This window comes from Sphingopyxis fribergensis (assembly GCF_000803645.1).
Classification (GTDB): Bacteria; Pseudomonadota; Alphaproteobacteria; order Sphingomonadales; family Sphingomonadaceae; genus Sphingopyxis; species Sphingopyxis fribergensis.
The window spans coordinates 4,030,188-4,044,654 of record NZ_CP009122.1 but is presented as its reverse complement, the minus strand read 5'-3'; the positions used below and the strand labels follow the sequence as shown (position 1 = coordinate 4,044,654).

The 14,467-nt window shown below is 64.4% G+C and carries 20 protein-coding genes; 11 read left to right on the top strand and 9 right to left on the bottom strand.

What is annotated here, in order from left to right:
* Nucleotides 1–8: 8 nt before the first annotated feature.
* Entirely contained in the window at nucleotides 9–1,160 is a 1,152-nt protein-coding gene (locus SKP52_RS18895) for a Fic family protein (RefSeq protein WP_039577446.1), read from the bottom strand.
* A gap of 171 nt (nucleotides 1,161–1,331) precedes the next feature.
* On the opposite strand from SKP52_RS18895, the gene SKP52_RS18890 reads away from it, so the two are divergent.
* The 5 genes from SKP52_RS18890 to SKP52_RS18870 all read left to right on the top strand — a co-directional run bounded on the left by SKP52_RS18890 (nucleotide 1,332) and on the right by SKP52_RS18870 (nucleotide 4,338).
* On the top strand, nucleotides 1,332–1,856 hold the full coding sequence (locus SKP52_RS18890; protein WP_160292443.1) for a 2'-5' RNA ligase family protein: 525 nt from the start codon (nucleotides 1,332–1,334) through the stop codon (nucleotides 1,854–1,856).
* A gap of 345 nt (nucleotides 1,857–2,201) precedes the next feature.
* On the top strand, nucleotides 2,202–2,681 hold the full coding sequence (locus SKP52_RS18885) for a glycine zipper 2TM domain-containing protein (protein WP_407695036.1): 480 nt from the start codon (nucleotides 2,202–2,204) through the stop codon (nucleotides 2,679–2,681).
* Nucleotides 2,682–2,760: 79 nt separating this feature from the next.
* Nucleotides 2,761–3,069, top strand: a complete 309-nt coding sequence (locus tag SKP52_RS18880; RefSeq protein WP_039577440.1) for a hypothetical protein — start codon at nucleotides 2,761–2,763, stop codon at nucleotides 3,067–3,069.
* Nucleotides 3,066–3,488 (top strand): NAD(+)--rifampin ADP-ribosyltransferase, encoded by a 423-nt coding sequence (gene arr, locus SKP52_RS18875; RefSeq protein ID WP_052208555.1) that lies wholly within the window; start codon nucleotides 3,066–3,068, stop codon nucleotides 3,486–3,488. The genes SKP52_RS18880 and arr overlap by 4 nt, the downstream gene beginning before the upstream one ends.
* 28 nt (nucleotides 3,489–3,516) lie before the next feature.
* Nucleotides 3,517–4,338, top strand: coding sequence for a ThuA domain-containing protein (locus SKP52_RS18870; RefSeq protein ID WP_039577438.1), 822 nt, complete (start codon nucleotides 3,517–3,519; stop codon nucleotides 4,336–4,338).
* Here SKP52_RS18870 and SKP52_RS18865 read toward each other — a convergent pair.
* Genes SKP52_RS18865 through SKP52_RS18855 form a run of 3 tightly spaced genes read right to left on the bottom strand, consistent with a single transcriptional unit; the run spans nucleotide 4,335 to nucleotide 6,105 of the window.
* Nucleotides 4,335–4,733 carry a DUF1801 domain-containing protein gene (locus SKP52_RS18865; protein ID WP_039577435.1) on the bottom strand — a complete coding sequence of 133 codons (399 nt, stop codon included), beginning with the start codon at nucleotides 4,731–4,733 and terminating at the stop codon, nucleotides 4,335–4,337. The two genes, SKP52_RS18870 and SKP52_RS18865, sit on opposite strands and share 4 nt — an antisense overlap.
* A 10-nt stretch (nucleotides 4,734–4,743) precedes the next feature.
* Complete coding sequence (locus SKP52_RS18860; protein WP_039577432.1) at nucleotides 4,744–5,169, bottom strand: DUF1801 domain-containing protein; 426 nt, start codon at nucleotides 5,167–5,169, stop codon at nucleotides 4,744–4,746.
* Between the two features lie 57 nt (nucleotides 5,170–5,226).
* A complete protein-coding gene (locus SKP52_RS18855; RefSeq protein ID WP_081997440.1) occupies nucleotides 5,227–6,105 on the bottom strand; it encodes an arylamine N-acetyltransferase family protein in 879 nt (292 codons plus the stop codon).
* 203 nt (nucleotides 6,106–6,308) lie between these two features.
* Here SKP52_RS18855 and SKP52_RS18850 point away from each other — a divergent pair, with 203 nt between their 5' ends.
* From SKP52_RS18850 to SKP52_RS18840, 3 genes are all read left to right on the top strand, one after another.
* Complete coding sequence (locus SKP52_RS18850; protein WP_052208553.1) at nucleotides 6,309–7,163, top strand: hypothetical protein; 855 nt, start codon at nucleotides 6,309–6,311, stop codon at nucleotides 7,161–7,163.
* Between the two features lie 31 nt (nucleotides 7,164–7,194).
* A complete protein-coding gene (locus SKP52_RS18845; RefSeq protein ID WP_081997439.1) occupies nucleotides 7,195–7,653 on the top strand; it encodes a nuclear transport factor 2 family protein in 459 nt (152 codons plus the stop codon).
* A 63-nt stretch (nucleotides 7,654–7,716) separates the two neighbouring features.
* Nucleotides 7,717–8,301, top strand: a complete 585-nt coding sequence (locus SKP52_RS18840) for a hypothetical protein (RefSeq protein ID WP_039577427.1) — start codon at nucleotides 7,717–7,719, stop codon at nucleotides 8,299–8,301.
* Here SKP52_RS18840 and SKP52_RS18835 read toward each other — a convergent pair.
* From SKP52_RS18835 to SKP52_RS18820, 4 genes are all read right to left on the bottom strand, one after another.
* Complete coding sequence (locus SKP52_RS18835; RefSeq protein ID WP_039577424.1) at nucleotides 8,298–8,726, bottom strand: OsmC family protein; 429 nt, start codon at nucleotides 8,724–8,726, stop codon at nucleotides 8,298–8,300. The two genes, SKP52_RS18840 and SKP52_RS18835, sit on opposite strands and share 4 nt — an antisense overlap.
* A gap of 60 nt (nucleotides 8,727–8,786) precedes the next feature.
* Nucleotides 8,787–8,990 carry a DUF2061 domain-containing protein gene (locus SKP52_RS18830; protein ID WP_039577420.1) on the bottom strand — a complete coding sequence of 68 codons (204 nt, stop codon included), beginning with the start codon at nucleotides 8,988–8,990 and terminating at the stop codon, nucleotides 8,787–8,789.
* Between the two features lie 195 nt (nucleotides 8,991–9,185).
* Complete coding sequence (locus SKP52_RS18825; protein ID WP_039577417.1) at nucleotides 9,186–9,518, bottom strand: DUF962 domain-containing protein; 333 nt, start codon at nucleotides 9,516–9,518, stop codon at nucleotides 9,186–9,188.
* Between the two features lie 235 nt (nucleotides 9,519–9,753).
* Nucleotides 9,754–10,779 carry a MipA/OmpV family protein gene (locus tag SKP52_RS18820; RefSeq protein WP_052208551.1) on the bottom strand — a complete coding sequence of 342 codons (1,026 nt, stop codon included), beginning with the start codon at nucleotides 10,777–10,779 and terminating at the stop codon, nucleotides 9,754–9,756.
* 182 nt (nucleotides 10,780–10,961) lie between these two features.
* Here SKP52_RS18820 and SKP52_RS18815 point away from each other — a divergent pair, with 182 nt between their 5' ends.
* The 3 genes from SKP52_RS18815 to SKP52_RS18805 all read left to right on the top strand — a co-directional run bounded on the left by SKP52_RS18815 (nucleotide 10,962) and on the right by SKP52_RS18805 (nucleotide 13,966).
* Nucleotides 10,962–11,192 carry a hypothetical protein gene (locus tag SKP52_RS18815; RefSeq protein WP_039577414.1) on the top strand — a complete coding sequence of 77 codons (231 nt, stop codon included), beginning with the start codon at nucleotides 10,962–10,964 and terminating at the stop codon, nucleotides 11,190–11,192.
* Between the two features lie 46 nt (nucleotides 11,193–11,238).
* The gene (gene dxs / locus SKP52_RS18810; protein WP_039577410.1) at nucleotides 11,239–13,167 is read left to right on the top strand and encodes a 1-deoxy-D-xylulose-5-phosphate synthase; all 1,929 of its coding nucleotides are present in this window, start codon (nucleotides 11,239–11,241) and stop codon (nucleotides 13,165–13,167) included.
* Nucleotides 13,168–13,297: 130 nt separating this feature from the next.
* Nucleotides 13,298–13,966, top strand: coding sequence for a hypothetical protein (locus SKP52_RS18805; RefSeq protein ID WP_039577407.1), 669 nt, complete (start codon nucleotides 13,298–13,300; stop codon nucleotides 13,964–13,966).
* A gap of 56 nt (nucleotides 13,967–14,022) precedes the next feature.
* Here SKP52_RS18805 and SKP52_RS18800 read toward each other — a convergent pair whose 3' ends face one another.
* On the bottom strand, nucleotides 14,023–14,442 hold the full coding sequence (locus SKP52_RS18800) for a DUF3035 domain-containing protein (RefSeq protein WP_039581651.1): 420 nt from the start codon (nucleotides 14,440–14,442) through the stop codon (nucleotides 14,023–14,025).
* Between the last annotated feature and the right edge of the window lie 25 nt (nucleotides 14,443–14,467).

Below are 14,467 nucleotides of genomic sequence, written 5' to 3'. Positions count from 1 at the left end.
CCCCAAATTCACTCCACCCTGAGCGCCTCCAATATCTCGTCAAAGACGATCACCTTCGGATGGCTCCCGATCTCGCTCGCGACGCCCGCTCCCACCAGCACCGCCACATTGTTCGCCGCCGCCTGATAGGTCACGCCGATCTTCGCCGCGATGTCGGTGATCGTCATTGCGGGCTGCTCGAACGCCAGATCGATGATGCGTGGCAACAGTGCCGATTGGCGCGCCTTCTGGAACCGCTCGCGATAGCGCGTCTGCAAATCCTGGAGCCGTTCGACAACGCGGATCGTGCCGAGCGCCGATTCGGTCACCGCCTCCAGAAAAAAGCTTATCCACGCCAGCCATTCGCCCTTGCGCGACACCTCGTACATCAGGTCGATATAGCGATCCTTATGCCGCTCCAGCCACGGCGACATATAGAGCAACGGCTGCCGCAAGATGTCGCTCTGGATCAGGATCAGCGTGATCAGCATCCGCCCCACGCGCCCATTGCCATCGGCAAAGGGATGGATCGTCTCGAACTGATAATGCGCCAGCGCCGCGTCGATCAGCGGCGGGATGCCGCCGCGATCCGGCCGATTGATGAATTTGGCCAGATCGTCCAGCGCATCGGCGGCTTCGCGCGGCGGCGGCGGAATGAAGCGCGCCGTTTCGATCCGCCCCGTCCCGCCGATCCAGTTCTGGTCGCGCTTCAACTCGCCCGCATCGACCGCCGCGCCGCGATGCTTGGCGACGCCCTCCAACAGCATGCGGTGCGCATTGCGCAGCAGCCGACTGGAAATCGGCAGCTCGTCGAGCTGACCGATCGCTGTCTCCAGCCCCATCACATAATTAAAGACCTCACGGTTATCCTCGCGCTTTCCGGCATCGCCTGCCCCGGCCTCGAACAGGAAGAGATCGGACAGCGTGGTATAGGTGCCCTCCATACCCGACGAAGAAACCGCCTCGCGCCGCTGCAAGGGGCGAATGAGCAGCATCGGGTTCGCCATCCCCCGACCGATCCCGCGCAATTCGCCGATAGCTTGCGAGGCGGCCGAAAGCTGCTCTGCCACCGGATTCAAATCCAGCGCGGGCGGCAATTTCTGCGGCACAAACGCCTTGCGCCCACCGATCGTCGGAACGAGCGTGCCCGTTGCCGCTTCGCCAAACCCGTTTTGCTCCATTCTCGCTTCCTTGAAGATATGGAATAGTTTTCTACAAAATCTTTGTTTCGTTGAAAACTACTATCTTAAGTTCCATGAGCGTTGAAAACCGAAATGGAGCATTCTCCTTTCAGCCCGCACGGCGCCAGCAAGCAGTCGGCCCCGCCCCCACGCCATGCTACACTCCCACCCATGCGCGCCCGAAACCCCCTCTACGTCATGGCCAAGCCGCCGCCGGAGGTGCAGGCGCAGATCGCCGCGCTGCCGCGCAACGATCCTTCGCGCGGCCCCGACCTGCTCCATGTCACGCTCATCTCGCTCTACGACCTGCACCATGTGCCGCCCGAGTGGCTGCCCGCGACCGTCGCCGCGCTGGACAGCTTCGTCGCGGCGCCCTTCCCGCTCGCCTTCGACCGGATCGAGAACCGCAAGGCGGTGACGCTGCGCACGCGCGACCCGCTGGCCGAGGCGCGGGCGTTTCAGAAGGCGCTGGTGGACCATCTGCTGCGCGAGAAAGCGCCGATCATGGACGGCACCACGCCCGAACCGCATATCACGATCAACTATCGCGGCGACCGCCTGGGCACGCAAACTCTGGGCAAAAAGATGCCGCCGATCGGCTGGACGGTCGATGAGATCATCCTCACCGAAAGCATCGTCGGCAAGACCACCCATGTCGAACACGGCCGCTGGCCGCTGAGCGGGGGCACTTCCTGATCGGCCTATGGGGGACATGATGGCCCGATCCTATTTCGCACCGCGCGGGTCAGAAAGTCCTTTCCTACAATCCGCGCGTCTGCTTCACCCTATCCGACGCCGGGGCAGCGCCGCTTCCGCTCCGTCTCCGCCATACCCCTGTGTTTTGCCTCTCGCATCCCGCCTGATACCGCCGCCACCGCATCGCCAAGGGGCTGAACTTTCCTGAACTTTGGCTGGCAACCAGACATCGAACGCCGCGAACCCGGCGGAACTCCCACCCCTCTCAAGGCTTTACCTAATGCGAGGGGCAAAAACAGAGCATGCCTACGCCCGCTTGGCGCGGCACGCGATCCAGATGGAGTGATGTCGATGAACAAGCTGATGATCCTGCCCCTTGCCGCCGTTACCGCGCTCGCGGGCGGCTGCGCCTCGAACGGCGCGTATGGCGGTATCGGCGCCGGTGCCGGTTATGACGATGGCGGCTATGGCTATTATGACCGTGATACCTACAGCCGCTATGGCAATTATGATTATGACCGCCCCGACCCGCGCCACGGCGGCTATTATGCCGACCAATATTATCGCAGCGACCGCCGTTACAAGGAACGCCGCCTGTCGTCGAACGACCGCGTCTATCGCGGCCGCGACGGCAAATTTTACTGCCGCCGCAACGACGGCTCGACCGGGCTGATCGTCGGCGGCCTCGCCGGCGGCGTCGCGGGCAATGTCATCGCGCCCGGCGATTCGAAAACGCTCGGCACCATCATTGGCGCGATCGGCGGCGCGGTCGCCGGCCGCGCGATCGAACGCAGCGGCAACAAGGATGATGTGCGCTGCCGCTAAAGCCTGACCGGATGAGGGTCGCCAGCCCGCGCGGTTGGCGGCCCCTTTCCTTGCCGGCCTTCGATGATAAACTGCCCGCATGTCGCACCCATCGAACATCGTCTATTGCACCGGCCCCGGCGACCCGCATGCGTTCGACGGCATTTCGCGGCGCCACCGCAGCGGCGATCTCGACCTGCGCTGCCCGCTCTGCAGCGGCCATGGGCAGTGGAACAGCCAGATCGACCTGATCAGCCACCGCTCGATCCGCGTGCCTTGCCCTAAATGCGACGGACGCGGCTGGATCGAGACCGGCGCCGATATGGTCCCCAGCCACGACATCGCGATGTCGCCGGGCGGGCATCCGATGTGGGTGGTGCGGCTCGATCCCTCCGACGATGTGGAATGACCGACAGCCCCGCCCCCGTGGGCCCGGACGCGGGCGCGACCTTCTACCACGGCACCCGCGCCGACCTGAAACCCGGCGACCTGCTTGGCGTCGGCTGGGGCAGCAATTACCAGGCCGCGCCGATGTCGTGGATCTATTTCTCCGCCGCGCTCGAGTCCGCGATATGGGGCTGCGAGCTGGCGGCGGGTTCGGGGCGCGAGCGCATCTATATCGTTCGGCCGACCGGCGACTGGTTCGACGACCCCAACCTCACCGACAAGAAATTCCCCGGCAACCCGACGCGCAGCTATCGCAGCCGGTGGCCGCTGCGCATCGTCGGCGAGGTCGAAAGCTGGACCCCGCATGCGCCCGAAGTGCTGCAGGCGATGAAGGACAATCTGGCGCGGCTTCAGGCCGAGGGCGCGCCGATCATCGACTGACCGCGAAAGAAAAAGGGGAAAGCCGTCCATGACCATCGCCGCCATGCTTGCCGCCGCGCTGCTGCTCGCTGTGCAGGCGGCGCCCGCCGCGACCCCCGACCCGCGCCGCCCGACCCCGACCTTTGACAGCGTGCCGCCCGAGCTGCCCGCGCTCACCCGCCCCGCGGTGCTGATTATCAGCAAGACAAACGGTTATCGCCACGACAGCATTGCGCAGGCGGTGCCCGCGATCGCGGCGCTGGTGGAGGCACGCGGCTGGAGCAGCTTTGCTACCGAAAATGCCGCGGTGTTCAATCCGTCCCAACTCGCCAAGTTCGACGTCATTGTCTTCGCGAGCGCAAGCGGCGATATCTACACCGCGCCGCAGCGCGCCGCCTTCCAGGCGTGGATTGCCAAAGGCGGCGGCTGGGTCGGTGTTCACAGCGCCGGCGACGGCAGCCACCCCGACTGGGTGGTGCAGATGCGCGGCAATGGCAAATTCATCGGCCACCCCGGCGGCGCCGACCAGTTCCAGCCCGCCGAGCTGATCGTCGAGGGGCGCGGCCATCCGGCGAGCCAGCATCTGCCGCAGCGCTGGCGCTGGACCGACGAATATTACAGCTGGGACGCCCCGCCCGCAGGCGACGCGCATGTCATCGCGACGCTTGACGAAAGCAGTCTGCGGCTCGATCGCAAATTTCGCATGGGCGAGGGTCATGCCCTCATCTGGTGGCGCTGCGAAGGCCGCGCGCGCATCTTCTTTTCGGCGCTCGGCCACAAGGCAGAGGCATGGAGCGACCCCGCCCACCTTCAGATGCTGAGCGGCGCGATCGGCTGGGCAGCGCGCAAGGAAGGGACGGGCTGCGGCTAGGCCTTCTTCGCTCGTGCCGGCTTTTCCAGATTGGCCTCGACCGCGGCGCGGACCAGCGCCTTGAACGCCGCCTCGTCGACAACGTCGCCCTCGAACAGGTCGATCGCACGCCGCGTGTTGCCGTCGAGGCTCGAATTGAACAATTTCTTCGGATCGGCAAGCGCCGCGCCCTTGGCAAAGGTCAGCTTGACCTTGTCCTTGTAGGTCTCGCCCGTGCAGAGGATTCCGGCATGCTCCCACACCGGGACCCCCGCCGGGTTCGACGGCTTCTGCCACTTCACCGTCTCCTCGACCTCCGGGTCGGCGGCATGGATCAGCGCGCGCAGCTTCGCCAGCATGCCGCCTCGCCAGTCGCCCAGCCCCGCGATCTTCGCGTCGATCAGATCCGCTGACATTCCATCCTCCTCACATCTTCTCGCCGGGCAATGTCGCCGCCTGTTTCACCCAGTCTGCAAAAGCCACCTCGTCGACCGTGTCGCCTTCATGAATATGGAAATAGCGCGTGTCGCCGCTCTTCGACGCGACCGGCGGCACCGGATCGAGCGACTGGCCGCGAAAGAAGGCGACCTTGATATATTTGTCGAAGCAATGAATGCTCAGGAACCAGTGCGTCGGCTCGTCGCCCTGCCCCGGCGGGCCATAGAGCGGCGAGTTCCATTTGACCGCCTTCGCGACCCCCGGAACGGCCTTTTCGATCAGCGTGTCGAGCCGCGCCCACACGCCCGACTTCCAGCCCGGCATCGCCGCGATATAGGCCTGCACCGGCGCGTCGCCATAGGCTTTCGGTATCTGCGGATTGCCGCCCGACAGCAGCACGACCTTCTCGGCCATGGAAACGCGCTCCCTTCTTTCGCCGGCAAAAGAACGCGATAGCCGCGGCGAGTCAAGCTAGCCGACCACCTCCGCCGTCGCCGCGCGCTCGATCGCCGCGCGCCAGTGCGGTCGCACCGGCAGCAGGAAAATCTCGGCCAGCGCGCGATCGATCTCGTCGGCGGTCAGATAGCGCCGGTCGATGCGCCCGTCGACGAGCCGTGTCGTCAGCCGGTTGTCGCGCAGACCATAACGCGCCTCGGCGGTGGTGCGCGCCGCGATCAACTGGCGGCGGAAATGCGAGTCGGGATGTGCCGACGTGTACCAATTGCCGATCTCATAATCGATCGCGGGCGGGGGCGTGTCCTCGATCCGGTACAGCGTCCGCCATTCGCCCTCGATCGACGCCGCGACCTGCCACACATCGCCGGGGCGCACGATGCGATAGGTTTCGTGCCGCGTCGGTTGGGGCTCCTCGCGGTCCATCGCGAGCGGCGCGGGCGGCACTGTCGCGCCGAAACCGACGTCGGTCAGCCACGGCCGGCCATCCAGCCGCACGCGCACGACCATATGCGTGCGCGCGCTCGGCGGCGCATCGTCGGGCAGCATCCAGCGCACCCGCCCGATAAGCCCCTCGGCGTCGAACCCGATTGCCTTGAGCACGCGCAGGAACAGGCCATTTTGTTCGAAACAATATCCCCCGCGTCGCTGGCCGATTAACTTCGCGTCGACGGCGTCGGCCCCGATATCGATCCCCGCACCGGTCAGCGCGTCGATCGCCTCAAAAGGAATGGCGGCGATATGCGCCGCTTGCAACGCCGCGAGCACGTCCATCGTCGGCGCCACCGGCCCGCGATAGCCGATCCGCGCGAGATAGCGCGGCAGAAAGGCCGCGGCGGGCGCGGCGCGATCGGAATCGACGGGACCTGAAGGCGTGGCAGCTGGATAGTGCAGCATGGACAAGGCTCCGTTATCGAATCATCTGTCCCGCCCTTATGAAATCTCAAGCCCGGTTGAGGTCAAGCGCCGATTGGTATCGGCTTTTCTGTCCCGCAAAACACCATCATCTTGGTAACTTGGCCATTGCGGCCAATCCCACACTGCGGCAGACGCATCCCACAACATAAGTCGCATAACAGAAACATTTCAGGGAGCCCCTCATGCGCACCACGACTTATTCGCGTCTCGCCGCCGCGCTCGCGCCAGTCTTCATTCTCCTCACTGCCGGCACCGCCAATGCCGCGACCTGCGAGGAAGCCTTCGTCAAAAAAGGCAATCCGATCACCGGGCTTCGCTTTACCGCCGCGGTGACCGTCGCCGACCTGCCCCCCGCGGTCGCGATCGGCCAGATGCGCGGGCTCGTCGCTGCCAAGGGCTATGACATCATGGCCGACGAGGCCGAATATGGATCGATGCTGATCGAACAACCGATGACGGGCGGCGCGCGCGCCTTTCCGATCCAGATCAGCGCGACGCAGACCGGCGGGATCGGCACGGTGGTGATGGAGGCCAAGCTGCGCGCCGGCCAGGCGACCAAGGCCGATGCCGCAATGGCCGAAATGTGCGGCATGCTGAACCAGATCAAGGGCGGCAAGGCGGGCGCCGCGGCGGCAAAGAAGGGCGCGACCGCGACAACCATCGCCGCCGCGCCAGTCAAGATCAGCGCGCTCGGATTCTCGCAGCAGGTGTCGAAGGACACCGAACGCAACGCCGCGGGCATCCTCACGCGCTACAAGGGCAAGCAGTTCACGATCGACGGGCTTGTCGATTATGTGACCAAGGACGGCAAGGATTTCCGCGTCGGCTATAAAATCCCCCAGCCTTATGAACAGGCGATCCGCCTGCCGAACCAGGCGCCGTTCAAGACCGACATCGTCTGTTATATGGCGCCCGGTCAGGCGGCCTATTCGCTTCAACTCAAGCCGAACAAGAGCATCAAATTGACCGGCACCGTCGACGATTTCGATGAATATAAGCATGTCATCTGGCTGAAGGATTGCCGGCCGGCGCTGTAACCGGGCTGGCATAGCGACGGGAAGGGACGCCATGCGCATAATGATAGCGGCGGCACTGGCGTTCTGCGTAGCGGCGCCCGCGATAGCCGCCGACGCACCCGCCAGCGAAATTGCCGACCTGCGCGCTTTTGCCGATGCGTTCGACGCGGCCCAGATCGCGCAGGATCGCGCCGCGCTGGAGCGCATGGTCGCCGACGATCTCGTCTTCATCGACGGCAGCGGCAAGCGGTATGGCAAGGCGTTTTTCATCGACGGCTGGACCGGCGCCGACCATGATTACGACCCCGTGACGCTCAGCGATCGCGTCATCCTCCCGGTCGGCCCCGACGCCGGTCTTGCGAGCGCCGAGACGATCCTGTCGGGTCGCTCGGCGGGCAAGCCCTTCCGCGTCCGCATCCGCTTCACCGACATTTTCAGGCGCCACGGCGACAGCTGGCAGGCGACCTATATCCATGTGACGCGGATGGCGCTCGACGCACCGGCGCCCTAACGATTCGACTCTCGCAGCGAATGAGAACATAATAGGAACATTATCCGATTCGGAGGAAGGACGATGGACCCGATGTTTCGCTATTTCCTGGGGTTTCAGGTTGCCGCCGATCGCGCCGGCTGGCTGGCGCGCCAATTGCCGCCCGTATCGGGCGACCTGTTTGCGGGGCTCAAGCCCCAGCTATACCATCTGACGCTCTGCACGATCGCCGAAACGATGGAGCCGCAGCCGTTCCTGCGCGGGCAGGTCGCCAAGGCGTTCGGCGTGGGTGTCCCGGCCGCGAGTCCGATACCCTTCGGCCGCATCGTATCGCGCGGCGCGGGGGCCGAGCTGATCACTGCGGGAAGCATCGGCACGATCCGCCAGACCTATGACGCAATCGTCGCCCGTCTCGCGGCGCAGGGCATCGAGCCGATGCACCGCAAATCGGGCCTCCACCCGCATATCACGCTCGGTTATGGGACATGCGAATTCGATCCCGTTCCGGTCGCATGGAACTGGACCCCGCGCGACCTCGTGCTCATCGAAAGCCATATCGGCCATCGCCGCCACCGCGTCCTGCAAAGCTGGACGTTGGAACCACCGGCGCAAGGCAGCTTCGGCTTCATGGCCGAAGACCTGCCCGCGCCGCTGCTCCGGGCCGCTTAAGCCTCGAGATTATGCTCCAATGTGATTTCGCAGTTGAGCAGCTTCGATACCGGGCAATTCTTCTCGGCTTCCTCGGCGATCTTGGCGAATTCGTCGGCGCTGATTCCCGGCACCTTGCCGGTCAGCGTCAGCGCCGATTTGGTGATCGTGAAGCCGCCGTCCTGCTGTTCAAGCGTCACCGCGGCGCTCGTCTCGAGCGTATCGCCATTATAACCCGCCCGCGCGAGGCCGAACGATAGCGCCATGGTGAAACACGCAGCATGCGCTGCGGCGATCAGCTCCTCGGGGTTCGTCCCCGGCAGCCCTTCGAAACGCGTTCCGAAACCATAGGGCTGCTTGTCGAGCACGCCCGACTTGGTCGTGATCGACCCCTTGCCTTCCTTGCCGAAACCTTCGTAGCGGGCGGATGCGCGATTGACGGTCATGGTCGTATCTCCTTGGTTGGTTCGGGGAGTAAGCGGAAAAGCGGCCCGGGACTCGGAGCCTCAGGCGGACAGCAGCTTAGGCCGCGCACCGACGCGCTTCCACGCCTTTTCATGGAAGAAGAATGCGACAGCATTGATACAGGGCTCGATGATCGCGATTCCGCCCGCGAGCGCGACCGACCCGGTCATCACATAAGCGACGCTGAACCCGATGGTCAGGTGGATCGAGAGATAGGTGAAGGTCTTGATCAGATCGAGGGGCATGGCACATCTCCAGCGGAACGAGGCACCAAATTAAGAATGATTCGCAACAATCGCCAGATAGACCTTTAGGTCAGTCTGATCGATTTTCCCGCGCGACGCCCATCCTCTTACTTCGTCATCCCCGCGAAAGCGGGGACCCAGCGAGCAAACGCCTGGGCTGGATCCCCGCTTTCGCGGGGATGACGAAAGATGGGATCAACGCTGCACCCCCGCCTTGTCGAGTTCGCGCCCCAACCGCCCGGTCAACCACAGCCCCCACATCTTGAAGTCGGCAGCAAGGCTCCACAGCGGATAGGTAAAGGTCGCCGGTCGGTTCTTCTCAACCCCGAAATGCGCGACCCACGCAAAGAAATAGCCCGCGAGCGGCAGCACGATCAACCAAGCCCACCGCCCACTCAGCACCGCCGCCATCGCGATCAGCACGACCAGACTGGTCCCAACATAATGCAACGCCCGCGTAGACGCCTTGCTATGCTCACGCAGGTAAAAGGGCCAGAATTCGGCAAAGGTCGTGTATAGACGCGCCACGGCATGAGGATGCAGCGGTTGGACGGCAGGGTCAAGCTGACACCGGAAATGGCGGCTTTGGGCTGGCGATCGGACAATTGAATCCTCCCTGTCGCGAAGCGATGGAGAGGGGGACCGCAGGCGGCGGTGGAGGGGCCGCGACCTCGGCCATTAGCCCCCCCGTCAGCGCTTCGCGCTGCCACCTCCCCATGCCTTGGCACAGGGAGGATCAAGGGCAGCTCCCGGTCGTAAACGGTCAGAACTGGTACGCCAGACCCGCGCCGAACAGCCACTGGTCCTTGCTGCCGGCGTCCGCGACGATCGGCGAATCGGCATAGCGATCGCCCATTCGGCCATATTGCGCGCCGCCGATCAGCACGAAGCCCTTTCGCAAGTCGCCCGACAGGGCATAGGCGCCCGCCATGCCCAGCGTATATTTGCCGATCGTCGCCTTCTGCCCCGCGCCGCTATACACGGGCAGCCCGCTCGCCGCGCTGCCCATGGGATCGACGTCGAAATAATAGCGGCCGAACCCCTTGCCATAAATGTTGATCGACGCCGAGATGCCGACAAAGGCGCGTTTCGACAGCGGGGTGCCATAATCGATCGTCGGCGAGGCAGTCCAACTGCCGTGGCTGCCCGAAATATCCTTGAGTGCCACCATGCGGAAGCCGAGCTGGTCGTAAGCGCTGGTGATCACGCCGGTTTTGGTGACCCCGGTGAAGAAGCCCATTTCGACCGCCATCTTGCGGTCGGGGAGCAGGTCGACTTGCGGATCCTTGACGCTGCCGGTGCGGTCGGCGCGCAGGCTGATGATCGGGCCGAACTTCCAGTCGATCTTTTGCCCGCGGCGATGGCGGATCAGGTCGACCTGAAAATTGGTGCCGCGGGTCGAAAAGGAAAAACCCTCGTACCGGCCGCGGACATAGAAGGACGGCAGGAAGCGGCGGTCGTCCGAACCATTGTAATCGGGTGTGTTCATTACCCCGGCCGCGACGGCGATATAGTCGCGCGACCATTTGCGTTCGGATTCCTCATCGTCATCGTCGCGCCGGCCCGGCAGCAGGATATTGTCGTCGATATCGGTGTTCTGGAGATAGCGCGCCGGTTCGTCGTCGATCCCGGGCGCCAGCGGACTGTCGGGGATCGCGGCGGTCAGTTCATAGGGCAAAGTCGATTCTTCGGCAGCGGCGGGTGCGGCGAATGCGAAGGCGGCAAGAAGCGGGATGATACGCGCGGGCGGACCGATGCGGGAAAACAGTCTTAAATCGGGCATGGTCATCCGCTCTAATATCCTGTGGTCGTGCCCCCTTTTTCGGGAGTGTAAGTAAACAATCCGTCCTTGCAACGGCTTCGTCTTGCCGAAGGATGCATTTGGCCGCATGTGCCTTTCATGCATCGAGGCGCCTTCACCGCTTTCATATTCCCCCGCGGCGCCAATGGTTCCGCGACCGGTGACATGACATGAGCCGCATTCCGCGCTTCATCGGCTATGCCTTCATGGCGGCAGCGGCGGTGCTCGCCGCGGTGATGAAGAAGGAAGGCGTGGACATGGTCGGCCCGCTTCCCGCGGTCGCGGCCCTGCTGTTCCTGGGCATGGTCGGGGTAATGCTAGTGTTTACCGATCTGATGGTGCGCGGGCTTTATGCGCAGGTCGATGCCGCGAAGGAGCGCGACGAGCGCGAGGGCGACTGATCCCTTTTCGTTCGACACTATCGGCGCTTGGCAGTATGACGGCGCGATGACTGATCGTCCGCATACGCCGCTGCTCGACACGGTGGATGTCCCCGCCGACCTCCGCAAGCTGAAGCCCGAAGACCTCCGCCAGTTCGCCGATGAGCTGCGCGCCGAGATGATTTCGGCGGTCGGCACCACCGGCGGGCATCTGGGATCGGGGTTGGGGGTCGTCGAGCTTACCACCGCGCTGCATTATGTGTTCGATACCCCGCGCGACAAGATCGTGTGGGACGTCGGGCATCAATGCTATCCGCACAAGATCATCACCGGGCGGCGCGACCGCATCCGCACCTTGCGCACCGGCGGCGGCCTGTCGGGCTTCACGAAGCGCAGCGAGAGCGAATATGATCCGTTCGGGGCGGCGCACAGCTCGACCTCGATCAGCGCGGCGCTCGGCTTCGCGATCGCCAACAAGCTGAAGGATCAGCCCGGGCGCGCGATCGCGGTGATCGGCGACGGGTCGATGTCGGCGGGCATGGCCTATGAGGCGATGAACAATGCCGCCGCGGCGGGCAATAGGCTGATCGTCATCCTCAACGACAATGACATGTCGATCGCGCCGCCGGTCGGCGGACTATCGGCCTATCTGGCGAAGCTGGTGTCGTCGCGGCCGTTTATCGAGCTGCGCGAAATTGCGCGGCGCTTTGCGCGCAAGCTGCCCGAGCCGCTGCACAAGGCGGCGAAAAAGACCGACGAATATGCACGCGGCATGGCGATGGGCGGAACGCTGTTCGAGGAGCTGGGCTTTTATTATGTCGGGCCGATCGACGGGCATAATCTGGAGCATCTGATTCCGGTGCTGGAGAATGTGCGCGACAGCGAGCATGGCCCGGTCCTGATCCATGCGGTGACGGTGAAGGGCAAGGGCTATGGCCCCGCCGAGGCGGCCGCCGACAAATATCATGGCGTGCAGAAATTCGACGTCATCACCGGCGAGCAGGCGAAAGCGCCGCCGGGACCGCCGCAATATCAGAATGTGTTCGGCGAAACGCTGGCGAAGCTGGCCGAGACCGACAAAAGGATCGTCGCGATCACCGCGGCGATGCCGTCGGGAACCGGGGTCGACAAATTTGCCAAAGTGCATCCGACGCGGACCTTCGACGTCGGCATTGCCGAGCAACATGCGGTAACGTTCGCGGCGGGATTGGCAGCGCAGGGGATGCGGCCGTTCGCGGCGATTTATTCGACCTTCCTCCAGCGCGCCTACGATCAGGTCGTGCATGATGTCGCGATCCAGAATCTGCCGGTGCGCTTTGCGATCGACCGTGCGGGGCTGGTCGGCGCCGACGGGTCGACGCACGCGGGGTCGTTCGATGTGACGTACCTCGCGACCCTGCCCAATTTCGTCGTGATGGCGGCGGCCGACGAAGCCGAACTGGTGCATATGACCTATACCGCCGCTGAATATGACGATGGGCCGATTGCGTTCCGATATCCGCGCGGCAATGGGACCGGCGTGGCGTTGCCCGAGGTTCCGCAAAGGCTGGAGATCGGCAAGGGGCGCGTCGTGCGCAGCGGCAAGACCGTCGCGATCTTCTCGCTCGGCACGCGGCTCTCCGAGGCGCTGAAGGCGGCCGATACGCTTGACGCGCGCGGGTTGCCGACGAGCGTGATCGACCTGCGTTTCGCGAAACCGCTCGACGAGGAGCTGATCCGCAAGACGCTGGCGAGCCACGAGGTTTGCGTGACGATCGAGGAAAACAGCGTCGGCGGGCTGGGCGCGCATGTGCTGACGCTCGCGAGCGACGAGGGGCTGATCGACGCGGGGCTGAAGCTGCGCACGATGCGCCTGCCCGATATGTTCCAGGACCAGGACAAGCCCGAACTGCAATATGACGCGGCGGGGCTCAACGCGCCGCAGATCGTCGACACGGTGCTGAAGGCGCTGCGCCACAACAGCGCGGGCGTCGAGGAAGCGGGCGCGCGGGCTTAGCCATCGTTTGGGCCCACTCCCGTTCGTGCTGAGCTTGTCGAAGCACCGTCCTTCTTCATTCGATGGTTGAAAGAAGAACAGCCCTTCGACAAGCTCAGGGCGAACGGATAATGGGGCAGCGTTAAGCGCGATGAACTTCTTCAACCTCCTGAAATCGCTCGACGAGCTTTTGTACGAGGTCATGTCGTGGCTGGTCTTTTATCCGATCACGCTTTGGCGCACGCTCGTCCGTCCGCTGCAGATGATGGATTATTCGGACGTCGAGCAGGGCGATGCCGCCGACCAGCAATATACCGACACGCTGAGCCCGCCGCTGTTCCTGCTCTTGTCGCTGATCATCGTCCACGCTGCCGAGATCGCGCTGGTCGGCAATAATGCGGTGGTCACGAGCAAGGTCGGGCTGGCGGCGCTGGTCAGTAACAACACCGACCTGATCATCCTGCGCATCGTGATGTACAGCCTGTTTCCGGTGATGATGGCGGCGCGGATGGTTCGCGCGCAGGGCTTGCAGGTCAACCGCGACACGCTGCGCGCACCTTTTTACAGCCAATGCTACACCGCCGCGGTGCTCGCGATGCTGCTGGGCGGCGGGGTGATCCTGATCAAGCTGGGGCATGACTGGTCGGCGCTCGCGGGCGTGGCGCTCACATTCTTCGGGCTTTTGTGGTTCGGCTTCCTGCAAACCGCCTGGTTCAACCAGCATCTGAAATGCGGGCGGCTTCGCGCCTTTGGCCACGCGTCGCGCGCGATGGTCGAGAGCCTGATCGCGATGTTCGTCATGTCGAACCTGTTCAGCTAAGCCCGACAAGAAAACGGCCCGGAAAGCCGGGCCGTCATCCTGAATTCACAATATTGTTATGCGGTCGGGATCGCCGCCGATGCGTCGCGGCCGTCGCCTTCGGGGGCGGCGAGGATGTCGCGGACGACGAGGCCCTTGTCGACGACCTGCGTGTCGGGGCTGCCGACCTGGCTGCGGATGCCGGGGTCGGCGCGCGCGCCGTCGGCGCTGCCGATGATCTGCGTTTCGCTCGCGCTGCGCTGCGACGCGCCGCCGAAGAGCGCGCGCAGCGTCTGTTCGGCGGTCGTTTCGCCGCCGGGCCGTGCGGTGCCGGGGGCGGGCGGGGTCAGCGCGAAATCGGGCGGCACGACGAGCGGCGCCTGACGCGACACCATCATCTCGTCGGGGCGGTCGCGGCTGAACAGGCTGTTCGACCCGCAGGCCGAGAGCGTGGTGGCAAGGATCGAGGCTGCCAGGATGGCGGTGGTCCGGTTCACTTTAATCATACTCCCAATGCGCCCC